We start from the raw sequence: 25037 nt of genomic DNA, 5'->3' as shown, positions 1-25037 counted from the left end.
CTCCTCAGCTATTGCAGCCGATTCACTGCTACCTGGTCGATATGTCGAGTTTGGGCTTAAGCAGCCAAACAAGCTGTCGACAAGTGACGAAAAGACCGCTTCCTTTAAAACTCAACCGAGGTCACCTCCCCATGGGAATCGCAAAATCATTCAAGGCATGGGGCGCCGCCGCGCTCGTTCTGACCATGTCCACCGCTTCCACCGCTTATGCAGCGGACTCGGTCACCGTGGCATCGAAGATCGACACCGAGGGCAATCTGCTTGGGAACATCATTTCGCAGGTGCTGAAGTCACATGGAATCGCGGTCTCTGACAAGATCGGCCTCGGGACCACGCCGATCGTGCGCAAGGCCATCACGACAGGTGAAATCGACATCTATCCGGAATACACCGGCAACGCCGCGTTCTTCTTCAACAAAGCCGATGACCCGCTCTGGAAAAATGCGGCCAAGGGGTATGAGGAAGCCGCCAAGCTCGACTATGCCGCCAACAAGATCGTCTGGCTGACGCCCGCGCCCGCTAACAACACCTGGGCCGTAGGCTTGTTGGGAACGGTGGCGAAGGCGAACAAGATCAAGACCTTCGAAGACTTCGGCAAGTGGGTGTCCGCAGGCGGTCAGGTCAAGCTCGCGGCATCGGCAGAGTTTGTCAATACCGCAGCCGCGCTGCCATCGTTTGAAAAGATCTACGCATTCAAGCTGAAGCCCGAACAACTTCTCGTGCTCTCCGGCGGCGATACATCGGCGACGATCAAGGCGGCCGCCGAGCAAACCGACAAGGTCAATGCAGCCATGGTCTACGGCACGGATGGCGGCATAGCGGCCGCGGGCCTGGTGGTACTCGAGGACAACAAGAGCGTGCAACCCGTCTACGCGCCCACACCGCTGATTCGCGAGAGCGTGCTGAAAGCGCACCCGGAGATTGCCGGCTACCTCAAACCAGTCTTTGCCAGTCTTGACCTGAAGACGCTGCAGACGTTGAACAGTCGCATCCAGGTCAACGGCGAACCGGCGGCCACGGTAGCGTCGAGCTATCTGAAATCGAAGGGATTCGTTAAATGATTGCCGGCACAAGGGCCGATGCACGCCCTCATGAGACACAGGCCACGGCCGTTGCACAGCACAATGCGGGCCGCTTGCGTATCGACAAGGTCGGTTCGCTGATCGCAGCGCTGGCTTTGCTCGCGCTGGTGTTCGAACCGTTCGTGACGTTCCGGACGAACCGGATCGTGTCGGGAAAAGGTCTCGGATTGACCGACATCTTCGCAGCCGGTCAGGCGTGGGCGTTTCTTGCGGTGCTTGGCGCAGGAGCGCTGTTCGCGTTGCTGCGCAGTCGCCCCACGCTTCGGTTCGTGGTCGGCGTGGTCCTGCTCCTGACGCTCTGCGTGCTGCTCGGCCTTGTGCCCGCGCATCTCGTCAGCGCGGATAACCCGTTGGCTCGCGTGTCGCCCGCCGGTGGTTTCTGGATTTTGTTCTTCGCGTTCTCGGTGCTGGTAACCGACGCTATTGCCAAGCTCTCGTTCGGACCGGTGCAACACCTCCTTGCGCTGGCACTGGCGGCAGCCGCAATAGCCGCCATCCTGAGCAGCGGACTGTGGAGCGGGCTGTCGGTCATGCAGGAGTACGCAAATCACGCCGATACCTTCTGGCTCGAAGCGGCCCGCCATGTTGAACTTGTCACGGGGTCGGTTGCAGCGGCGGTCCTGATCGGCGTGCCGCTCGGCGTGGCGTGTGCAAAATGGTCCGCGCTGCGTGCCCTCACGTTACCCGTGCTCAACATTGTCCAGACCATCCCGAGTATCGCGATGTACGGTTTGATGATGGTTCCGCTAGGGCTTCTTGCTGCCCGTTTCCCGCTGCTCGATGCGCTTGGCATTCGTGGTATCGGCGTCGCGCCTGCTGGAATCGCGCTGTTTCTTTATTCGCTGCTGCCGGTCGCGGCAAGCGTTGTGGTGGGATTTACGCAGCTTCCGCGCGAGAGCGTTGAAGCTGCGGTGGCGATGGGCATGACCCCGCGCCAACGGCTCTTTGCGATTGAACTGCCGCTTGCGTTGCCTGTCATCCTGACGGGCGTGCGGATCGTACTGGTCCAGAACATCGGCCTGACGACGGTGGCCGCGCTGATCGGCGGGGGCGGCTTTGGGACCTTTGTCTTCCAGGGTCTTGGGCAAGCGGCGACAGACCTCGTCCTACTCGGCGCCGTGCCAACCATCGCGCTTGGTCTTGCTGCGGCAATCGTGTTCAACGCCGTGACTGAGCTTGCTAAAAGACGCCACTAAGCGACACCACTAAAGGACGCCACGTATGATCGAAATCGAAAAACTCAGCCGGCGTTTCGGCAATATTGTTGCGGTCGACGACGTCTCACTTACCATCGAACGTGGCACGATCACGGCGTTTGTCGGCACGTCGGGCAGCGGCAAGTCCACGCTCCTGCGCATGATCAACCGCCTGATCGCGCCCACGAGCGGCACGATCCGCATCGACGGACGCGATACCGCGACCGTGTCGGCCGAAGCTTTGCGGCGCGGGATTGGTTATGTGATCCAGGGTAATGGCTTGTTTCCGCATTGGACGGTGGCGCGCAATATCGCGACGGTTCCGCGCTTGCTGGGGTGGAGCACGGCCAGGATCGACCAGCGTGTGCGCGAGTTGCTGGCGCTCTTCAATCTCGACGCCGATGCTTACCTCGACAATTATCCACACCAGCTTTCAGGCGGTCAGCAGCAGCGCGTGGGCGTGGCTCGGGCGCTGGCGGCGGAACCTGCCATCCTGCTGATGGACGAGCCGTTCGGCGCACTCGATCCCATCATTCGCGGCAAGGCGCAGGAAGACTTGCTCGCGCTTCAGCGGCGTTTGGGGATCACGGTCGTGATCGTTACGCACGACATGGAAGAGGCGTTGCATCTGGGCGATCGCATTGTAGTGATGGACGGCGGCCGTGTGCTTCAGGCGGCTACGCCCACCGAGATCTTGCAGCGGCCTGCTCCGGGTTTTGTCGAGCGACTGGTGGCAGGCGTCGACCGGCCGTTCCGGTTGCTGTCGTTGATTCCTGTTAGTGAAATCGCTGAAAGCGGCGGTGCCGAGGGCAACCCGATTGCCGGCACGCAGAGTCTGCGCGATGCCCTGTCCGAGTTGCTTTGGCGCGGCGCGCGGAACTTGCCGGTTGTATCGGCGGACGGTGCAGTGCAGGGACGTATTTCGCTTGCATCGATCCTGGCGCGCGCCGAGAGGTCGACATGAAATTTGCTGCCTGGATAGCGCGTACGTTCGCGCTTGCCGTGCTGTTCCTGCTGCTGTTCAAACCGCACGTGTTCCAGCCGTTGCTGGCGCCGCTGGCTGAAAACGGCGCGCCGGCGCTCTATGACCGGGCGAGCCTGCTTGACCTCACGCTTGCGCATCTTGCGATCGTGGCGGGCGCCAGTCTGGTGGGTGGGGTGATTGCATTGCTTGCCGGGATTTTCGTTACGCGCGAGGCAGGTGCGGAATTCCTGCCGCTTGCGCGCAGCGTGGTGAATATCGGGCAGACGTTTCCGCCGGTGGTCGTGCTGGCGCTTGCGGTGCCTGTGGTCGGGTTTGGCGTCAAGCCGACCTTGGTCGCATTGATTCTTTACGGTCTCCTGCCTATCTTCGAAAGCACCATCACGGGCCTGAAAGAAATTCCGTCCACGACTATCGATGCGGCGCGGGGCATGGGCATGAGTGCGACGCGGCAGTTGTTCACGGTCGAATTGCCGCTCGCGTTGCCGGTGATTCTCGCGGGCCTGCGCCTTTCCGTCGTGATCAATCTGGGGACGGCGACCATTGGTTCGACCGTGGCGGCGAAGGGGCTGGGCGATGTCATCATTGCCGGCCTGCAGACATCCAATACGGCGTTTATCTTGCAGGGTGGCGCTATTGTTGGATTGCTTGCCGTGCTGATTTATGACGTGATGGGCATTGCGGGGCGGTTGGCTTCAAGGCATGTGCCGGACGCTGCCGCGAGCGGTGCTTAGGGACTTGAGCGGTCAGGAGTGTCGACCCTCGCAGAACCGTTAGAGCCTGAGATCCGATGCGGTTCCTTGAGATGAGGCTCGACAGCTAAACCCCAAGCAAAAAAGCCGACCGGAGCCGGTCGGCTTTTAGCGTGCGCATTATCCAGTTACTTCCTGGGTTACTTCCTGAATATGTCGCGTACGGCGTCGGCTGCTTTACCGACCTTTGACTGGACCTTGCCAGCGACTCTTTCGGCCGCGCCTTCAGCTTGCGTCGTCCGGTTGCCTGTGATCTTGCCGATCGCTTCCTTAACGGAGCCGGTCACTTGCTTGGCTGCACCTTCAACCCGATTCTTGTCCATGACGTTTTCCTTTAGAGAGCTTGCGTTATCGACGTGCTAAACGTACGTTGAGCTCCCCACACGTCCCGTCCACCCGCGCCAGCAAAAATCAACCGTCATTCCGCTTACTCCATCCAAAGGCGAAAATGGTGCTTAGCGGTGTTGAACTGCATACCGATGCGCACAGTTGTCCCGGCATAGGCAGGTCAAACACACACCAGGGTTCGCCCTTGGAAACGCTAGCCAAAGCCGAAACGGATTCGCTTAACGCAAGGCTTGAATGATCGATAGCCGAGCGATGTCCCGCAGCGCTAAGCAAACTATTTTCCCGCGCTCGCTGCTTGCTCAAAAGCAAACCATCCGACGGCGGCAAAATCTGACCCGACACTCGACCTGCCAGCGATGCATCATCGTCGGATGCCATCTTGTACGACGGCAGTGACGTTCCCAAGCCCAGATAACTCGCGCTAATGCCAAGCATGATCCAGACACCGGCATAAGCCACATCGGCGCACAAAACCACGTCCCCGGTGGCGTCTTGCGCGAACATCCGGCCCCGGGCGTCATCACGCAACTCAACCGCATCGGGTTGGCATCCAAGCATCCGGGCCACAGCCAGCCGCAACACCGCGCGGCTCGATATATACCGGTAGCGCAGCGCGGGACTCGGCAGTAAAGCCGCGCGCCGGGTTTCGTCCTGCGTTAGCCATTGCGCCGAATCCTGCGCGCTCACGCGTTGCCATTGACTGCGAAACCGGAACACAAAGATCTCGCCAGGGGCCGGCGTGCATGGATTGAGCGAAAGCGTTTCGTTCATGCGCAGCGGCAGGAATTGCGGTTGTGTTTCATAGGTGGGCGGTCGGATCGGTGTATCGAAGTCATCGATAAAATCCCGCCGCGATGTCTGCGTCAATGAGCGCTCGGTCAGTAGACCCGTGGGCATGGTAAGTACCGTTTCAGAGCGAGAGGGCATGCACCGGCGGGCCAAACTCGCCCACGCCGGACCGGCCCGGCGAACTGCCGGACGTTCCTCTCAAGCTGATGAGGGATAGGAGCACGAACGAAAATGGCGTGGATGTCGCCGTTCCTTGTCGCACCAATTCTGTCGGCCATTGCTCAGGCGCAGGCTTCGAGCCATTCAGTCACATAGCGGCCGCTCGACGGCCGCTCGACCGCCCGCACGCCGTCGGGCGGCGTGCCGACAAACAAAAATCCAAGCAGACGATCACGCTCGGCCAGCCCAAGCGCGCGGTGCATTTGCGGCTCGTAACTATCCGGACCGGTCGCCCAGAAACCACCGAAACCGAGCGCATGAATAGCGTTCAGCATGTTCATGGCCGCGGCCCCGACGGACAGCACCTGCTCGACTTCAGGCACCTTCGTCTCGCGCGTCAGCGACACCACGAGCGCTATCACAACGGGCGCGGCCAGCGCGCGTCGGCCACGGTGTTCATGCGCCGAACGCGGCTCGCCGGGAGCCCGGGCGCAAGCGAGATCGACCAGCAATTCACCGAGTTTCAGCCGCGCGTCGCCGCGAATCAGCACAAAGCGCCACGGCCGTAGCGCGCCGTGATCGGGCGCGCGCAGGGCGGCATCGAAAATCTGCTGAAGCTGGGAATCGTCGGGCGCGGGTTCGGCCAGCGGCCAGTGCGACTGGCGTGTCATCAGCACGTTCAGAGCGTCGGCACCGACGCCGGGGTTCATCGTTTCCATGGAGTGGTCCGGGCTTTCTCAAGGCATCCATGATCGCCAAAAACCCGCCGTATTGCAAATGATTCTCAATAACTTGATTTTGTCATGGTAGATGCCTATGCTTCGGTCCTGTTCACAATTTTTGAGATTTCCCGTCGATGACCCCCGCGTTGATCCCGATTCCGGCAGCCGGGCGCTGGCCCGCCGACGTCGAGTTATGGCGTGTGGAACTGAGCCTGGACACCGATACAGCCGCCGCATGCCGCCACCTTTGCGCAAGCGAGATCGCGCGGATGGCGCGTTACGCGCAGCAGGCGGACCGGGTGCGTTTCGCGGTTGCCCGCTCGGTCTTGCGGGGAATTCTCGGCGCGCATTTAGGCTGCGATCCGGCGCAACTGCAGTTCGAGGTGGGCAAATACGGACGGCCGTCGCTGGCTAAGCATCCGGGGTTGTCGTTCAACGTGTCGCACTCGGGCGCGCGCGTTTTGGTTGCTTTGTCGGCGGTCCGAGCGGTGGGTGTGGATATCGAGGCGATCGATTCGTCACTCGACTGGCGCGCGCTGCTCGACATGGTTTGCGCGCCCGGGGAAGCGCGGCGGATCGGGACCGTGCGTGATTTTTATCGCTGCTGGACTGCGAAAGAGGCGCTGTTGAAAGCGACTGGCGCGGGTATTGGCGAAGGACTGAAATCAATCGATGTAACCAACTCGCAGGTCCCCCCAGCGTTGCGTTTCGCGTCTCTGGATGAGCTGGACGGTTACGCGGGCGCGCTGGCATTCGGACTCTGAGCCCGCTGCTACAACATTGATAAACAATCTTCAAAGCGAGCTTTGCATCAGACGATTTAAGCTGTAATAATAGTCATTCTCATTCGCGTTAAGGAGATTTCATGAGCTGGGGTGACGAAAACACGACCTACAACGTGGTCATGAACCACGAGGAACAGTATTCGATCTGGCCGGACTACAAGGCGCTGCCCGCCGGCTGGACGGCCGTAGGCAAGACCGGCAAGAAGGACGAATGTCTTGAGTACATCGACGCCGTGTGGACCGACATGCGCCCGCTCAGCTTGCGTCAAGCGATGGCGGCCGATGCCGGCGCCAAAGCGGCCTGAGACAGGTAGCGGATGAATGTCACGCTGATCTGTCTGCCGTTCGCCGGAGCAGGTGCGGCGGTTTATCGGGGGTGGAGCGCATTGTTGCCATCGTGGATACGCCTTCACGCCCTCGACTATCCAGGTCACGGTGCGAAACGCGCGCAGCCTGCGCTGCACCGCTGGCCGGACGTGGCGGACGTACTGGGACGCGAAGCCTTGCGGGCAATCGACGGACCGTTCGCAATCTTCGGCTACAGCATGGGTGCGCTGGCCGGTCTCGAACTGGCGCACTGGTTGCGGCGCGCTCATGGCCTCACGCCCCTGTGGTTCGGTGCGGCGGCGTGCGCGGCGCCAGCCTGCCGGACACTCGACGCGAGTTGGCTGGATTGCACCGACGAAGCGATGATCGATGAGCTCCGGCGGCTCGGCGCGACGCCCGAAGAACTGCTCGGCGATCGCGGATTTCTCGATCTTGCGCTGCCTGTGCTTCGCGCCGACTTTCATCTTTGCGCGACCTACGTTCGTACCGGTAATGAATTGCGTGCGCCGCTCGCATGTCCTTTACTGGCGTTAGGCGGCAGAGACGATTCGTTATCCGAACAATCGGAGAATTTGTCGGCATGGGCGCACGAGACGTCGGGACGTTTTACTCAGCGCGTGATCGACGGCGGCCATTTTTTCATCGATACCGCATGCGCCGAATTGATCAACGCGATCGTGGCTTCGATCAAGGACACGCTAACGCCCGCGGCCTTCGCGAACCGCGTCCCCGCGCTGGCGCCAAGCGCAGTTTCACGCACTGCATTCACTGATTCCGCCGGCGCGGCCGGTCCAAGGAGCTTTCATTCATGACGTTTTCTTATCCTGCGCTGTTCGACTTCGAACCCTTTGCCGGACGAAGCGAAGAGTTCGTGACGTTGATCAGGCAGTTCGCGACCGCGCATCCGTTTCGCAGCGCCACCGTTGATGAATTACTGCTCGACGACGACTATCATCGCCGGCCATTGCGCCCTGAAGATTTTGAATTCCTCAAGTTCATGAAGCCCGTGCGTGCCGACAATGTCAGCCGGTTGCCGTCGCTGGCGTCGAACCGCACGCTGCTGTCGATCTACGAACTGGAGGTCGCGCGCATGCCACGCAGCAGCGAGGCCGCGGACTGGGAACGCTTCACGGAGTTTTATCGCGACGACGTCAGGACGCTGGGTGCACGACTCACGCCGTTCCTTGAAGCTTATGCGCTTTCGTACCTGAGCAATGCGTCGCCGGCAGGAGAAAGCGTGGCCGCTGCGAGTGCGCGGCTTGCACGCATCATCGACGATGAAAGCGCGTTCTGGGATACAACGTTTGCGCGCCTGATGCGCAATGACTATCTGGAAGAAGGGCTGCGTTTCATCATGGTCCAGCGCTGGGCGCTTGCGCCGTCGAAGCGGCGTGCGGTGGCCCGGGCAACGGCGAACGGTTACTTCGACGCGTTGCCGCAAGACGCGTGGCCGACACTCGAAGGTGACCTTCCCGACGACGCCTTGCTGCATCGGGTAGCTGCTACTTGCGGCGTAACACGTCAGCAGCACGCGTACTGGCAGTTCTATTTGCCGACGAGCATGGCCAAAACCAATCTGCTGTATGCACTCGCCCGGCGTCCGGATCGCGCATTTGCGCTGACCGGCGCGGTGTTTGCTGCCGAAGCCGAGTGGCTGGCTTTCGGTCTTGCCCTCGAGCGTGCGTGCGCGTGGCTGCAGCCGGCGGGCCGGCGACCTGGCGAAGCAGAAGCGCGCAAGGTTGAGTTGGTCGGACGTTTTGCAACCGCGCTGCAAACCGTGACGGATCGCTTTGGCAATACCGCGTTCGAGCAATGCGTGTCGGGTGCGGTAGCGGGCGAACGTCTGGCGCAACGCGGCCGTTGGGATCTCGGCGAGCAGTTGCAATGGCTTGGAGCGATCCCTCAATACTGCGAGTTTGCGCGCCGCATCAGCAAGCGGATTGATGCCGAGTGCCCTGATATTGACCGCGAGACATTCATCGAGCCACATGAAATGTGTTCGACGACGCATGTGCATAACGACCATCGGCTCGTCACGATTCAGGAAGGTGACATGCTGTTCTGGGGCAACGTCGGCATGCAGCTCAAGATGCATGAAGGCGACATGGTCCTGATTCCCGATGGTCGCCTGCATGGCTCGACGGTGGTGTCGGGTGAGTGCACGTACCACCAACCGATCATCCCGGACGACTGGGTGCAGGCACTCGTTGCCGAGCTGGATGTGAAGGCGCCGGCGTCACACTAGCCGCGCTGAACAGCACCAAGCAGCATCCAGCGGAGTGCGTTGCGCTTCGCTGTCCAGGTACCTCTCTCGAAGGTACCGGTTCTCCCCACAAAAAACACGGATAGGGCAAGCGCCCATGACCGAGCCGGTATCGGCTCGCCCGTCAATTGTGTTGCGCCGAGCGCGGACACGAGAGCGTCAGGGCGAAGTTGGGGTGCAAAGCCGGGTGATGAACGAGAGGAATGAAGATGCTGACAAACGAAGAGACGACGCAGCAAAATCCCGCCAAGCCGGTGAAATCGCTTGATGCGGCGAACGCCGTAAGCTCCGCGAACTCTGCGCGCGAGTTCGATCCGGGCGACTGGAAAAGCCGCATCATCGCGGGCCGCTTGATCGGTGCTGAAATCGATCTGCCGCATTGGCTCGATGCCTCGTATGAGACCTTGCGCGAGCAGGTGATGCATCCGGCCTATCCGTGCTTCTTCGGTACGACGGCGGAACGGCGCGGCGAGATGTTCTACTCGTTCGTCAGCGGCAAAGAGAAAGACATCCGCGATCTGCCCGCGACCATGCAGACTTTCGCGGAACTTGCTTCACTGCCGCAGTATCGCAAGAACAACATCGCGGTGTTCTTCGAGCCGGACACCGTTCCGCTTTCACACGATGAGTATCACGAACTATTCTGGAAGACGCTCCAGCATCTTCACAATGTCGACCCTGATCCAGCTGCGGATCAGCAGCCCGAGCCGTCGCATGAAGAGTGGGAATTTTCGTTCGCGGGCGTGGAGATGTTCGTGGTCTGCGCATGTCCCTCGTTCAAGCTGCGCCACAGCCGCAACCTCGGCGCGGGCATGGTGCTGTTGTTCCAGCCGCGCAGCGTATTTGTCGATACGATCACCAACAAGGTCATAGGCCGCGAGGCGCGCAATCAGGTTCGCAAGCGCCTGGAGACGTGGGACGAAACCCCTGCGCATCCGGACCTGGGTTTCTACGGCGATGCAGGCAATCTCGAGTGGAAGCAGTATTTCCTCGACGACCATAACGTTGCTGCGCAGGATGCCTGTCCGTTCCTGAAGCGGCAGGCTCGCAAGAATGTGGAAGAGGCGGTTGCCGTGAAGCCGGAAGTCGCAATACTCAATCCACAAGGCACAAAGCCCGCGGCAGGCGGCCTGCAAGCTGTCGCTCAAACATATGCAAGTTTGCCGCCGGAAAAACGCGAGGCGTTTCGCTTGCGTTTGCGTGAGCGCGGTATGTCGGGCGAGCAGTTGCCCATCGTCGCGTTTGGAGGGCGTTCAGAGCGCTTTCCGCTATCGTCCGCGCAAGAGCGGTTGTGGTTCCTGTGGCAACTTGATCCGGATGACGCGAGCTATAACCTGTCGGGCGCGTTGAGGCTCGAAGGGACGCTGCACATCGACAAGTTGCGTGGCGCGCTCGCTCACGTGGTTCAGCGGCACGAAGTTTTGCGGACGCGTTTTGTTGAATCCGATGGCCAGGCATGGCAGGTCGTGGGTGAAACTGGCTACGGTTGGACTGATATCGATTCAGCCGGTGCCAGCCCGCTTGAAGGCCGCTTGCAGGCGTTGTCGCTGGAGCCGTTCGACCTCACGCGCGGGCCGCTCTTGCGCGTCGCGTTGCTGAGTGAAACGGCCGGCTCTCACGTATTGCATGTGTCGATGCATCACATCATCTCCGATCACGCATCGGTCAAGCTTTTACTCGATGAGTTCATCGCGGCATACGAACAGCTAAGCAAGGCAGCGGCGCCGGTGGCGGAACCGTTGACTGTGCAGTACGGCGATTACGCCGCCTGGCAGAAAGAGTGGTTGGGCGACGACAAGAACAATCCGCATCTTGCATATTGGATCAAGCAGTTGGGCGGGACGCAGCCAGCGCTTGAACTGCCGATTGCGAAGAGTCGCACGGGCATTCAGACGACGCGCAACGCGCGGGGCGCGCGCGTGAAAGTCACGCTGGACTCGGGGCTTGCCCGGTCGCTCAAGCAAGCGGCAGCGAGCCGCCAAACGACGCTGTTCACGATGTTGCTCTCGGCATACGCGGTCCTGCTCGCGCGTTACAGCGGCCAGAAGGACGTGCGGATCGGCGTGCCGGTTGCAGGACGCAACCGGCTGGAAACGGAGCGGGTGATCGGCTTCTTCGTCAACACGCTGGTGATCCGTGCAGACCTGGCAAGCGTTGCGTCGTTCGGGACCTTGCTTGCCCAGCTTCATGAGCGTGTGCTTGAAGCGCATCGTCATGATGCACTGCCGTTTGCACAACTTGTCGAGGCGCTGCAACCTGAGCGCAGCATCGGGCAGACGCCGCTGTTCCAGGTGATGTTCAATCACACGCGTGTGCAGCACACGGATATCAGCGTGGCGGGACTGCGAGTGTCGGAGGTGGCGAACCATGTGCCGACGGCACGCTTTGATCTGGTGCTGAACGCCGTCGAGCGCGACGATGAACTGCGCCTGTCGTTCAACTATGCGGCGGACCTGTTCGATGAAACCATCGTCGGGCAGATGCTTGAGCACTACGTCGAGATCCTGGGGCAAGTGAGTGCGGCAGCGGACCAGCCGCTCGCGCAGATTGCACTAAGCCGCGCGGGTACTTATGGCGTGCCGAATAAGCCTGTGGCAAGCACGGTATTCGAACCGGTCGGGGGGGATTTTAGCCGGCAGGCATCGAAACATCCGCTTGCGCCTGCGCTTCATTGCGAGGGTGACCGGCTTTCGTATGGTGAACTCGAGCGCTGGACGAATCGTATTGCACGCCGCTTGAATCGCCTCGGCGTTCGTCCCGATGAGTGCATCGGCTTGTGTGTCGAACGCTCGACCGCGCTAGCTGCGGGGGTGCTTGGCGTGCTGAAGTCAGGTGCTGCATTCGTGCCGCTCGATCCGGCCTATCCGCTTGAACGACTCGCGGCGATGCTCGACGACGCAGGGATCGTGCGAGTGCTGGTCGACCGTACGGGCCTTGAGCGCCTGGGCGGATTGCTGCGTGATCGCGAGCCGATCCATGTCGCCGATGACCGGCCGCTGCAAGACGATGCCGAAGCCGATGCCGCGTTCATTGCACCCATTCATCCAGCACAACTCGCCTATGTCATCTACACCTCGGGTTCGACGGGGCGTCCAAAGGGCGTGGCGATCAATCATGGCACCCTGAGCCAGCATCTCGACGACTTCATCGGCACGTATCGCATTGGTGCAGCCGACAAGGTGCTGCAATCATCGACGATCAATTTCGACGTCGCCCTGCACGAACTTTTGCCGGCGCTGCTGAGCGGCGGTCAGGTCGAGATGCGCGGCCCGCAGCTTTGGGACCCTGAGACCACGAGCCGTCATCTGATCGAGGAGAAGGTGACGTTCGCGCGCATCCCGACGGCTTACTGGCAGCAGTGGTTGCGGGAACCGCCGCCGGTTGCAACGCTTGCGGCATTGCGGCAGATCACGGTGGGAGGTGAAGGATTACCCGGCGACGCGTTGCGGCAATGGCGCAACGGTCCGCTTGGGTCTATCCGGCTCGACAACTTGTACGGTCCGACCGAAACGACCATCGCTTGCATGTATCGCGAAACGTGCGCTCAGGACGAGGACCAGGCGATCGTATCGATTGGCGGTCCTTATCCGTCGCGCTCGGTTCACGTCTGCGATGCCGACGGCAACGAGGCGCCGGCCGGCGCGCTAGGCGAATTGTGCATTGGCGGCCATACGCTTGCGCGAGGTTATCTCGGGCGTGGCGGGCTGACCGCGGAGCGTTTTGTTCCTGATCCGAATGGACCGTCCGGCAGCCGGGTGTATCGGACTGGCGATCTGTGCCGCCGCCGCGCGGACGGCAGCATCGACTTCCTCGGGCGGATGGACCAGCAAGTGAAATTGCGCGGTTATCGCATAGAGCTCGGCGAGATCGAAGCGGTGCTGCGCGAAGCGCCCGGCGTGCAGGCGGCGGCAGCCGCGTTGCGCGGCGAAGGCGATGCGAAACGGCTCGTGGGCTACGTGGTGGGCGACGCCGACGACGCCACGGTCCGTCGCATCCTGCAGAGCCGTCTGCCGGGTTACATGGTGCCATCGGCCTTGGTGTGGATGGAGCACTTGCCGCTGATGCAGAACGGCAAGGTGGATCGCGCGGCGCTGCCCGAACCGGGCGTGGAACTGGCGCGCCAGCGCATTGCGCCGCGTACGGAGTTGGAAGCCGCGTTGCTGGCGATCTGGCAGTCGGTGCTGGGCCGTGACGGTCTGAGCATGACCGACAATTTCTTCGAGGTCGGCGGCCACTCCTTGTTGCTGATGCGGGTGGCATCGCGGATTCGTCAGGAACTCGGCCGCGATGTCTCGCTGCAGACGCTGTTCCTGCATCCGGTTCTTGAAAGTCTGGCGGCCGAACTGGCGTTGCACGAGGCGCGTGCGGCAGACGTCATTTTGCCGCGCGAGTCTGCGGCTCGCATTCCGCTGACCCATGAGCAGGAGCGATTGTGGTTTCTATGGAAGCTCGAACCGGACAGCGCCGCATACACGATTACGGGCGCCGTCAACTTGAGCGGCGCGCTCGACCGGCAAGCCATACGCGGAGCACTTGATCGCTTGCTCGAGCGACACGAAAGCCTGCGTATGCGTTTTGTCGAAGAGGATGGACAACCGTGGCAAGTAGTCGATAACGCCGCACTTGATAGCCCTCAAGCGCTCTATGGCTGGCATGAAGAAAGCGTCGTGGGTCAGGACGAACTTGACGTGCGCTTGCTTGAATTGGGCCGCGAGCCCTTCGATCTCGAACATGGGCCCATGCTGCGCGTCACGTTGCTGGCACGTGCTCAGAACGAGACCGTCCTGCATTTCGCGATGCCTCATGTTGTATCGGATGCGTGGTCGCAAGGCATCCTGCTGCGCGAGTTCTCGAAGTTGTATCGCGCGGCGATCCGCAACGAAGCGGCTGATCTCGCGCCTCTGCCGATCCAGTACGGTGACTATGCGCTATGGCAGCGTAACCCTCGCAACGAAGCCGCACTCGATACCCACTACGCGTACTGGCAGCAAGAGCTCGGCGGCGAACAACCGCTGCTTGCGTTGCCTGTCGACCGGGTATGTCGTGGAGTGCGTAGCAATGCGGGCGCGGTCGTTGAGCGATCGATCGGCGCTGGGCTGGCCGATGCGCTTGATCAACGCTCCCGCGAGCACGGCGCCACGCGTTTCATGACCTTGCTGGCCGCGTTCGGGACGCTGCTGCAAGGCTATGGCGCACAGGACGACGTCCGCGTCGGCGTCCCGGTTGCAGGCCGCGACCGCCTTGAAACTGAGCCGCTAATAGGCTTCTTCGTTAACACGCTGGTGGTCCGCATGGCCACGCGCCGGACCGAACCATTCAGCGCGTTGTTGGCCGAGGTACGCGACCGGATGGTGGGCGCGCAGGCGCATGCCGGCGTGCCGTTTGCGAAGCTCGTCGAACTGCTGCAGCCACAACGCAGCATCGCGCATACGCCGCTGTTCCAGGTGATGTTCAATTACGGCGCAGAGCCGCGCTCGCAAGTTGAGCTGCCGGGTATCGAAGTGAGCACGCTGAGCGGCGGCACGGGGACAGTGCAGTTCGACCTGTCGCTGGATGTATCGGTTAATGAGGCAGGCCTCAAGCTCGCTTTGACCTACGCAACCGATCTCTTTGACCCGGCGACGGCTTCGCGTCTTCTCGACAGTTACGTTGCTGTGCTGGAGACAGTCGCGAGCCAGCCTGACACGCGTGCGGTGCCGCTGCTGGGAGATCGCCAGCAACAGCAACTACTGGCGTGGGGCCGCAACGACCAGACATTTGCGCAGGCAGAGCCGGTGCACCACTTGTTCGAACGTCAGGCGATGAAGACGCCCGATGCGATCGCTTTGGTGTTCGCCGAGCAGACGTTGACCTATCGCGAACTCGACGAACGGGCCAACCGGCTCGCGCACAAACTGCTGCGGCTGGGTGTACGGCCTGAGGTGAAGGTCGGTATCGGCCTGGAGCGTTCTGTAGAGATGGTGGTCGGCTTGCTGGCCGTGTTGAAGGCTGGCGGTGCCTATGTGCCGCTCGACCCGCAGTATCCGGCGGAACGTCTGGCATACATGATGGCCCATGGCGGCGTGCGCTTGTTACTCACGCAAAGCGCCATCACACAGCGCTTCAGCACTCTGCCGACGCTGACGCTCGACACGCTGAATCTTGATGACGAACCGTCGCACAAACCGCACGTGGATGTGCACGGACACAACCTGGCCTACGTCATCTATACGTCTGGTTCCACGGGCCAGCCTAAGGGCGTGATGGTTCATCACCACGCACTCAGCCACTTCATCCACAGCATGCAGGCGAAGCCCGGCCTCGCAGCGGACGACGTGCTGGTCGCCGTGACGTCGCTGTCATTCGATATTGCCGCGCTTGAGTTGTATCTGCCACTCGTCGTTGGTGCCCGGATCGTCCTGGCTACGCGAGAGGTGGCTCGGGACGGCGCGGCGCTGGCACGGCTGGTGCAGGACTCGAAGGCAACGGTGCTCCAGTCGACCCCTGCCGGTTGGCGGCTGCTGCGGGCCGGCGGCTGGCCGCAGACGCCGCTTGTGCGCTTCAAGGGACTGTGCGGAGGCGAGGCCCTGCAGCCGGATCTGGCGCACGACCTGAACGAACAGGGCGTCGAGCTATGGAATATGTACGGTCCCACCGAGACCACGATCTGGTCGACGGCCGGTCGCGTGCTGGACGCTACGCCGGTTCTGGGCAGTCCTGTCGCGGGAACGCAGCTTTACGTCCTCGACTCGAGCATGGCGCTCGTCCCTCCCAACGTGCCGGGTGAGTTGTACCTCGGTGGTGTCGGGCTGGCGCGTGGTTATATCGGGCAGGGCGGGTTGACGTCGGAGCGATTCGTGGCGGACCCGTTCAACGGCAACGGCGCACGTTTGTATCGGACGGGCGATCTCGTGAAGTGGCGGGCCGATGGTCACCTTGAATATCTGGGGCGGATTGACCATCAGGTGAAGATCCGGGGCTTTCGTATCGAACTGGGAGAGGTCGAGGCGCAGTTGCTGGCGCAACCGGAGGTGGGCGAAGCAATAGTCGCGGCGCACGAAGGAACGGGAGGCGCGCGGCTGGTAGCGTATGTTTCGCGTCGCGTGGGGCAGCACGCGGACGCTGCCACGCTCGCCGGGCGGCTGCGAGAAAAACTGATCGCGGTGTTGCCGGAGTACATGGTGCCCGGTCTTATCGTGGTGATGGACCGCCTGCCGTTGAACACGAATGGCAAGGTCGATCGGCACGCGCTGCCGCTGCCTGAGCAAACCGAACGGATCTGGGAAGCGCCGAAGGGCGAGATAGAACGGGTCATCGCTGGCGTCTGGCAGGACGTGTTGCGCGTCGAGCGTATCGGTCGGCACGACAATTTCTTCGAACTGGGTGGGCAGTCGTTGTTGGCATTGCGCGCGGTGGCCGCGCTGCGTGAGGCGTTGAACGTTGAGTTGCCGGTGCAGAAATTGTTTGCGTATCCGGCGCTGGCAGATCTGGCGCGAACAATCGAGCAAGGCGCGTTGGGTGCGATGCCTGGGTCAGCGGTCGTGCTCTCCTCCAGACCAAACGGAATGCTAAGCATCCCGCTTTCGCCGGCACAGGAGCGCCTGTGGTTCTTCTCACGCCTCAGTCCACAGAGTCCCGCATACAACCTTGCGGGTGCAGTGAAACTGGAAGGCGCGCTCGACCGCGACATCCTGCGTCAAGCAGTCTCGGCGCTCGTCGCGCGTCATGAAAGCCTGCGCACGCGTTTTGTTGAGGTCGATGGTGTCGCGATGCAGCAAGTCGATGTCGTCGAACCGGGCTGGTCGGTGCTGGATCTGGAAGATGTCCCGCAAGAAAGCAGAGCCAGGCGCGTGACGGACACTGTCAATGCGATCTCCCGCGCGCCGTTCTCGCTGGAGCAGGGACCGCTGTTTCGCGTCACGCTGATCCGGCTTGGCGACTGCGAACACGTGCTTCATTTCGTGACGCATCACATTATCTCGGATGCGTGGTCGAGCCGGATCATCCTCGACGAGTTCTCGCGCCTTTACACAGCGATCCGTCAAGGCCGCACGCACGAACTCGCCCCTCTGCCGGTCCAGTACGCCGACTACGCGCTCTGGCAGAACGGCGCGGAACAACAAGCACGGGCGGACGCGGAACTTATGTTCTGGCGTGAGCGGCTTGGAGGAGAATTGACGGCGCTCGAACTGCCGTTCGACCGCTCGCCGCCGGCTTCGCGCAATCAGTCTGGCGCGCGGGTCGATGTCAGGCTCGCGGCGCCAGTGATCGATGCAGTCAAAGAGCAGTCCAGACGACATCAGGCGACACCGTTCATGGTGCTGCTGGCTGCCTTCGACGTCTTGCTCGCACGTTATAGCGGGCAAGCCGACATCCGCGTTGGTGTGCCCGTTGCAGGGCGAGACCGGCTTGAGACGCAATCGCTTATCGGCTTCTTCGTGAACACGCTGGTCATTCGCACGGAGATGGCGGGACTCGATACCATCGAAACGCTGCTCGGCCACGTTCGCGAACGCGTGCTCGAAGCGCAGGCGCATCAGGACGTACCGTTCGCCCGCGTTGTCGACGCGCTGAATCCCGGCCGAAGCCTCGCGCATACGCCGCTCTTCAGCGTCATGTTCAACTACGATCACGGCACGGAAGGCGAAGGGCTCAGCTTGCCTGGCCTGCGAGTCTCGCCAATCGCAACATCGACGGGTACGGCGCGTTTTGATTTGGTGCTGTCGGTCCGTGAACGGCGCGATGGAATCACGGTTTCGTTGAACTATGCCCGCGATGTATTCGACGCTCAAACCGTCGAACGAATGCTGGGCCATTACGTCTCGTTGCTTGAGCAGATCGCGACGAATGACCATGCGTATCTGGCTGAGCTCGTGCTTGATCCGGAAGGTAGCCGACCAGCGCTCAGCAATCACTCGTTCATGCCGGTCGGCGAACGCATCGCCGCGCAGGCGCGGCGTCAGCCTCAAGCTCGGGCCGTGCATTGCGAAGGTGCGCGCCTCTCTTACGGTGAACTCGATGTCTGGTCGAACCACATCGCACGCGCGTTGCTTGCGCGAGGGATGGGCTCGGAGACACGCGTGGGACTGTGTCTGACGCGCTCGGTGGGATTGGTCGCGGCAGTGGTCGGTGTGCTCCGGTCCGGCGCGGCGTTCGTGCCGCTTGATCCCGCCTATCCGGCGGACCGTCTGCGCACCATGATTAACGACGCGCAACTGTCGTGCGTACTCGCCGATGCCGCCACGTTCGCGACTTGCGGTCCGCTTTTCGCAGGCCGCGAAGTCATCGACATCAATGCGCTTGAACCATCATCCGGCCATCCACTCAATGCCTCCATTCATCCCGAACAACTGGCCTATGTGATCTACACATCGGGCTCGACGGGACGGCCCAAGGGCGTGGCGATCAGTCATGTTGCGCTCAGCCGCCATCTGGACGATTTCATCGGTACATATGGAATCGATGCAAGCGTTGTCCAGTTGCAATCGTCGACGATCAACTTCGACGTGGCGCTGCATGAAATGCTGCCGGCGCTGATGCAAGGCGGTCAGGTCGAGATGCGTGGTCCGCAGCTATGGGACATCCAGACGACCAGCCGGCATCTTAAGGACGGTCGCGTCACGTTCGCGCGGATTCCGACCGCGTACTGGCAACAATGGTTGCGCACGCCGCTACCTTTGGACGACCTGTCTGCATTGCGGCAGATCACCGTGGGCGGCGAGGGACTTCCCGGTGATGCACTCGCGCAATGGCGCAACGGGCCGCTCGCCCGGATCCGGCTCGACAACCTGTACGGCCCGACGGAGACCACGGTGGCGTGCATGTATCGCGAGACGCGCGCGGTGGATACGGCACAGGCGATCGTGTCGATTGGCGAGCCATACGGATCGCGAAGTGTCTATGTGATGGACCGGCACGGTAACGAGGCGCCGGTCGGCGCGCTGGGTGAGTTGTGCATTGGCGGCCTGACGCTTGCGCGCGGTTATCTGGATCGACCTGGCTTGACCGCGGAACGGTTTGCGCCTGACCCGCGTATGCCGGGAGCACGCTTGTACCGTAGTGGCGATTTGTGCCGGCGGCGAGTGGATGGCAGCATCGACTTTCTCGGGCGGCTGGACAGCCAGGTAAAACTTCGCGGCTTCCGCATTGAATTGGGCGAGATCGAAGCGGTGTTGCGCGAAGCACCCGGTGTGCAGGCAGCGGTTGCTTCGCTGAACGGTGAGGGAGAGGCGAAGCGGATCGTCGGTTACGTGGTCGGGGATCGTGACCAGTTCGATGAAGCAGCCGTTCGCCGTGTACTTGAAAGTCGTTTGCCGGGTTATATGGTGCCGTCGGTGCTGGTGTGGCTCGAGAGTCTGCCGCTCATGCAGAACGGTAAGCTCGATCGTGCCGCGCTGCCCGAACCGGGTGATCGCAAGAGCGCTGAGAGAACCGCGCCGAGTACGCCCCTCGAAACGCAGTTGCTTGGCATCTGGCAGGAAGTGCTGGAGCGCGATGACCTTGGCGTCACCGATAACTTCTTCGAAGCAGGTGGACATTCGCTGCTCGCGCTCAAGGTGCTCGCCAAGAGCGCTCAGTCCGGCTTGGCGAGCTTGACTCTCGAAGCGTTGTTCCAGCATGCGACGGTCCGCACGCTCGCGGCGTATCTTGGCGCACGCGACTCAAGTGGTGAGCCCGCTGCGAATGTTGTATCGATGAGCGAGCGCACCGATGCGCCGATCGTCTTCGCGATCCACCCGGCATCAGGTCTGGTCGCGGACTACCGACTGCTTGCGGCTGCACTCGATGGCGTCGCGAACGTGTACGGCGTGCAGGCGCCGTTTTATACAGAGGATTGGTGGCCCGGTGATTTGTCGGAGCTTGCTGCCGACTACGCCGCGCGAATTCGCACGGTGCAACCGGTCGGGCCATACCGGTTGATCGGCTGGTCCGTGGGTGGAGTGATCGCGACCGAGGTGGCGCGCGTGCTGGCACGTGATGGCGGGGAGGTGCCGTTCGTAGGCCTGATTGATGCACACGTGCCGAAGGCCGAAGACAATCGGGAGCCCGGCGATGAAGCCCCGGTGACTCACGAGCAGATGCGTACGTATCGCGCGACCGATCACGAGCTGCAGAAAGTGCTCGACGATGCCGGCAAGAAATGGCCGTCAATGCAAGGCGACCTGGCCGACGTCAGCACTCGCGCGCTGCTCAGCAAAGTAATGTTGTTCCAGCGGCACCTGGGTCATATCGTCCGTTACACGGAACGGGCGCCGCTGCCGGTCGATCTGAAATTGTGGTGGGCACGGCATCGGCCTTATCGCCCGGCACGCGAAGCGACTGCAATGTGGTCGGCACACTCGACGGGCTGGGTCTCGGTGGTCAGCGAGATCGATGCGGATCACACGCATATCGTGCGGCACAGCGATCTTTTCGATGACCTCGCGCGTGCGCTCACCTCCAGTGCTGCGAGTGACCACGATCACGACCGTCGGCCGGAGAACCTGTCATGAACTCGAGTGTGAATGACTTGACGGAGAGGTGGACATCGGGTGAAGCGGGAATGCCCGCCCGCCTCCGTACGCTGGCGCTCGAACGTCCGGACGCGGCCGCCTTGATCACCATCGACGCGGCTGGCGAAGCGCAATACGACTACGCTGAACTCGATCGCCGCGCGACATGCATAGCCGCGTACTTCAGTGATCAGCGGTCGGCGGGTGCACGTGCGTTGCTGCTGATGGACAGCGGCATCGACTATGTGAGTGCGTTTTTCGGCTGCCTGTATGCGGGGGTCGTTGCGGTCCCGGTCTATCCGCCGGAATCGAAGCGCGAGCAGCATCTGGCGCGATTACGCGGGATTGCGCAGGATGCGGGCGTGCGTTACGTGTTGACCACATCGGCGTTGCAGGAGCGCTTCGCCGAGCAATACGGCGAACTGGCGCCGGACGCAGAGATCATCGCGGTGGATGGGCTGTGCTCGACGGGTGACACCCGCGCCTTCGCGCTCCACGACGTGCAACCAGCCGATATCGCTTTCCTGCAATACACGTCGGGTTCCACGGGAACGCCGAAAGGCGTGATGGTCAGCCACGGCAATCTGATCGCGAACGAAATTGCGATCAAGGCGGGCCTCGGCGTGCAGAGCGACGATGTGTTCGTGAGCTGGCTGCCGCTTTATCACGACATGGGTTTGATCGGCAGCATGTTGCAGCCGGTCTTCAGCGGCATTCCTCTCGTGCTGATGTCGCCGCAGTATTTTCTTGAACGTCCGTTGCGCTGGCTCCAGGCTATCGCGCGGCATCGGGGCACGATTTCCGGTGCACCCGATTTCGCGTATCGATTGTGTGCCGAACGCCTTCGCGACAATGCGGTCGCGCAACTTGACCTGTCGAGTTGGCGGCTCGCTTTCTCCGGCTCGGAACCCGTGCGGCGCGACACGCTCGATGCGTTTGTCGCGCGCTTCGCGTCTGCCGGCTTCGATGCCGCCGCGCTCTATCCGTGCTACGGCCTCGCCGAGGCAACGCTCTTCGTGACGGGCGGCCGGCGCGGCGCGGGTTTGGTATCGGCCAGGTTTGAGAGCGACGCTTTGTCTGCCGCTCGCGTGGCCGTAGCGCCTGAGACCGAGCCGGGCACGGTGCTGGTCGCCTGCGGCGCGCCGCAACCGGGCCACGTGATTGAGATAGTCGATCCGGTTGGCGGGCATACACTCATGGGCGACCAGATCGGGGAGATCAACGTAAGCGGGCCGAGCGTGGCGCACGGCTATTGGCAACGTGCCGATGCCTCCTCGTCCACGTTTCGTCCCGACGGTGCGACGCGATGGCTGCGTACCGGCGACCTCGGGTTCGTGCATGACGGGCAGCTCTATATCGCCGGTCGTTGCAAGGACCTGATCATCGTGCGCGGCAAGAATCTGTATCCGCAGGATATCGAACAGGCCGTTGAAGCGTGCTGTGAGTTCGTGCGCAAGGGCCGGGTTATCGCGTTTGCCGCCGATATCGACGGCGCCGAAGGTCCTGCGCTTGCACTCGAAATCGCGCCGGTGATGAAGAAGCGCTTCACGGCGGCTGACATCGTGGCGCAGTTGAACCGCTGCGTGTTCGACGCATGCGGCGAGGTTCCTGTCGCTGTCCTGTTGTTGAATCCCGCGGCATTGCCGAAGACATCGAGTGGCAAGTTGCAGCGCGCGGCTACGCGGCAAGGCTGGCAGAACCGCACGCTGGATGCATATGCGCTGTGGGAGCGTGGTCACTTCGTAGTGGGTGCAGCCGAGGCTGATACGCCGCAGCAAGCTCCGCTCGATGGGCTCGAAAAGGAACTCGCCGCACTATGGAGCGAAGTGCTCGACCTGGAGGTCGCGACACGCCACGCACATTTTTTCGCATCCGGCGGCAGTTCGCTGACGGCGGCACGCTTGGCGGCACGTATCGGCGAACGTTGGAGGCGGCCGTTCGAGATCGGGCAGGTTTTCGAATTACCGACACTCGCGGCCATGGCCGGCGCGCTGTCGCAGGCAATTGAAAAGCCGGAGTGCGAGTCAGCCGATATCATCCCGTGGCAACGTAGTGACGAGCTTGTTGTATCGCACGCGCAGCAGCGGCAACTGTTCGCGTGCCAACTCAATCCACAGAGCCGCGCTTATCACATCGCCACCGGCATACGCTTGCGCGGCCAACTCAACATTGACGCTCTGCGCCACAGCGTCGACATCCTCGTCGAACGTCACGCCGCGTTGCGTACGAGTTTTGTCGAGATGCCGGGCTCGGAGAATGTGTACGTGCCGCGAATCCATCCGGCAACATCGCTCGACTGGATGCGAGCCGATCTTCTTGATGGAGACTTCAGCGAAGAAACGCTTGGCAAGCTCGCGCAGCGCTTCGCCGCCGAGCCCTTCGATCTTGTGCAAGGACCCGTGTTGCGCGTTGGCCTTGTCCGCTACGGCGACAATGAACACTTGCTGCTGCTGGCACTGCATCACATTGCGACCGACGGATGGTCAATGCAGATCATCGTCGATGAATTTGTCGCGCATTATCGTGCCGCTATAACGGGTACGCCAGCCGCGATTGCCGCGCCGCGGGTCGCTTATACCGATTACGCCGCGTGGCAACACCGTTGGCTCAGTAGCAGCGAAGCGCGGCGCCAGCTCGACTACTGGCGCAACGAACTTGGCGAAGAAGCACCTGCGTTGGCCTTGCCATTCGATCGTTCGCCTGGCGCCGGCACAGGAAACCTCGCCGCCGCGCGCACGCCGTTCACGCTTCCCGCAAGCCTTGCACGCCAGGTCCGCGATGCAGCAACCAGGCACGGAGCCACGCCGTTCATCGTGCTGCTCGCGGCCTATCACGCGTGGTTGTATCGCGTGACCGGGCAGGCCGATATCCGCACCGGTGTGCCGGTAGCGAATCGCCAGCGGCCTGAGACGCACGGCGTAGTTGGCTTTTTCACAAACACGATTGTGCTGCGCAGCGTCTGCATGGCATCGCTGAGTGTATCGGCGCTAGTGGCAGCGCTTCGTCGCGCGGCGATCGAAGGGCAGGCGCATCAGGCACTACCTTTCGATGTGCTGGTCGAGCGGTTGAACCCGGCGCGCGACGCGCAAGGTCTACCGCTCTTCGAGACGACGTTCAACTATCTCGCCGATGACTATCCGGCACTCGAGCGGCTGCCCGGTCTCACTGCATCGCGTTATGAGATTGAAGAAGCGCACGTGAAGGTTCCGCTCGCGCTCGATCTGCGCGAATCACGCGGAGGTGGATTGCGTGCTTACCTGACCTATGCGAGCGATCTTTTCGATGCATCGAGCGTGGAGCGAATGGCCGCGCAATACCAGCGGGTAGTTGAAGCGTTCGCCGCCGCGTTGCTCGCTGATGACCCTGCTGCTGACCGGGCTCTGGCAGCGCTCGATTTGCTCGATGCTGAAGAGCAGGCCGGCGTAACAGCCGCAAGCCGCGGCAGGGAAACAAACTTCTCCGGCGAACCGGTGCACATGCGCGTCGCGGAGCATGCGCAGATTCAACCCGAGGCGCTGGCGCTGATCGATGGAGTGGAGGGCCTGAGTTACCGCGAGCTCGATCAACGCGCGCAACGCATCGCGTGCTGGTTGCTCGATCACGGTCTTCACGTTGGCCAGCCTGTAGCGATTATCGGGGATCGCTCGGCGGCGTTTGTCGTCGCGATGCTTGGCGTGTTGAAAGCAGGCGGTGCCTTTGTTCCACTCGACGCCGGTAATCCACCTCAAAGAATTGAACAGACCTTGCGCGGTTGCAGAGCGCAGTTTGTGTTGTGGGAAAAGGAACAGGCTGGGTTCGCGCTTGAGGGTCTGCACCAGACCACCATCGATAACGCGCGACAGCACGCGCACGCGTTAGCCCGAGAGTTGCCTGCTGTTGACTCGCGCGAAGCGGCCTACGTGATTTTCACCTCTGGCTCTAGCGGCACGCCGAAGGGCGTAGTCCTACCGCACGCCGCACTGAGCAATTACGTTGACGCAGTGCTGGACCGTCTCGCGTTACCACCGCGTTCGACATTCGCGATGGTGTCGACGGTGGCTGCCGATCTTGGTCATACCGTGTTGTTCGGCGCGCTCGCATCGGGCGGCACGCTGCATCTGATCGACCGCGATACAACGCTCGACGCAGATTGCTTCGCGCGGTATATGACTCAGAACAGCA

Annotated in this window: 13 protein-coding genes; 10 read left to right on the top strand and 3 right to left on the bottom strand. The window is 61.9% G+C overall.

Features of this window, described 5'->3' with window-relative positions; all coding sequences use genetic code 11:
• The first annotated feature begins 185 nt into the window (after positions 1 to 185).
• The 4 genes from JWR14_RS05680 to JWR14_RS05665 are packed head-to-tail and all read left to right on the top strand — an operon-like array spanning position 186 to position 3994.
• Positions 186 to 1061, top strand: a complete 876-nt coding sequence (locus JWR14_RS05680; protein WP_299702838.1) for an ABC transporter substrate-binding protein — start codon at positions 186 to 188, stop codon at positions 1059 to 1061.
• Positions 1058 to 2278 carry an ABC transporter permease gene (locus JWR14_RS05675; RefSeq protein ID WP_299702811.1) on the top strand — a complete coding sequence of 407 codons (1221 nt, stop codon included), beginning with the start codon at positions 1058 to 1060 and terminating at the stop codon, positions 2276 to 2278. Before JWR14_RS05680 ends, JWR14_RS05675 begins: the two co-directional genes overlap by 4 nt.
• Positions 2279 to 2303: 25 nt before the next feature.
• Positions 2304 to 3242, top strand: coding sequence for an ABC transporter ATP-binding protein (locus JWR14_RS05670; protein WP_299702808.1), 939 nt, complete (start codon positions 2304 to 2306; stop codon positions 3240 to 3242).
• Complete coding sequence (locus JWR14_RS05665) at positions 3239 to 3994, top strand: ABC transporter permease (RefSeq protein WP_299702805.1); 756 nt, start codon at positions 3239 to 3241, stop codon at positions 3992 to 3994. The genes JWR14_RS05670 and JWR14_RS05665 overlap by 4 nt, the downstream gene beginning before the upstream one ends.
• 158 nt (positions 3995 to 4152) lie before the next feature.
• Here JWR14_RS05665 and JWR14_RS05660 read toward each other — a convergent pair whose 3' ends face one another.
• The 3 genes from JWR14_RS05660 to JWR14_RS05650 form a co-directional block, all read right to left on the bottom strand.
• On the bottom strand, positions 4153 to 4335 hold the full coding sequence (locus tag JWR14_RS05660; protein WP_299702802.1) for a CsbD family protein: 183 nt from the start codon (positions 4333 to 4335) through the stop codon (positions 4153 to 4155).
• Positions 4336 to 4423: 88 nt separating this feature from the next.
• A complete protein-coding gene (locus JWR14_RS05655) occupies positions 4424 to 5257 on the bottom strand; it encodes a hypothetical protein (protein ID WP_299702799.1) in 834 nt (277 codons plus the stop codon).
• 173 nt (positions 5258 to 5430) lie between these two features.
• Positions 5431 to 6027 carry a nitroreductase gene (locus JWR14_RS05650; RefSeq protein WP_299702796.1) on the bottom strand — a complete coding sequence of 199 codons (597 nt, stop codon included), beginning with the start codon at positions 6025 to 6027 and terminating at the stop codon, positions 5431 to 5433.
• 137 nt (positions 6028 to 6164) lie between these two features.
• On the opposite strand from JWR14_RS05650, the gene JWR14_RS05645 reads away from it, so the two are divergent.
• The 6 genes from JWR14_RS05645 to JWR14_RS05620 all read left to right on the top strand — a co-directional run.
• A complete protein-coding gene (locus JWR14_RS05645) occupies positions 6165 to 6794 on the top strand; it encodes a 4'-phosphopantetheinyl transferase superfamily protein (RefSeq protein WP_299702794.1) in 630 nt (209 codons plus the stop codon).
• Between the two features lie 101 nt (positions 6795 to 6895).
• Complete coding sequence (locus tag JWR14_RS05640) at positions 6896 to 7120, top strand: MbtH family NRPS accessory protein (RefSeq protein WP_299702791.1); 225 nt, start codon at positions 6896 to 6898, stop codon at positions 7118 to 7120.
• Between the two features lie 12 nt (positions 7121 to 7132).
• Positions 7133 to 7954 (top strand): alpha/beta fold hydrolase, encoded by an 822-nt coding sequence (locus JWR14_RS05635; protein WP_299702788.1) that lies wholly within the window; start codon positions 7133 to 7135, stop codon positions 7952 to 7954.
• A complete protein-coding gene (locus JWR14_RS05630) occupies positions 7951 to 9387 on the top strand; it encodes a peptide synthetase (RefSeq protein ID WP_299702786.1) in 1437 nt (478 codons plus the stop codon). Before JWR14_RS05635 ends, JWR14_RS05630 begins: the two co-directional genes overlap by 4 nt.
• Before the next feature lie 221 nt (positions 9388 to 9608).
• On the top strand, positions 9609 to 20876 hold the full coding sequence (locus tag JWR14_RS05625; protein ID WP_299702784.1) for a non-ribosomal peptide synthetase: 11268 nt from the start codon (positions 9609 to 9611) through the stop codon (positions 20874 to 20876).
• Positions 20873 to 25037 (top strand): AMP-binding protein (locus JWR14_RS05620; RefSeq protein WP_299702782.1); only part of this gene is annotated, 4165 nt, incomplete at its 3' end. The genes JWR14_RS05625 and JWR14_RS05620, both read left to right, overlap by 4 nt.

It is taken from the genome of Caballeronia sp., from assembly GCF_028292365.1.
GTDB lineage: Bacteria > Pseudomonadota > Gammaproteobacteria > Burkholderiales > Burkholderiaceae > Caballeronia.
The sequence above is the reverse complement of the archived record's forward strand: the minus strand, read 5'-3'. Positions and strand labels throughout refer to the sequence as shown.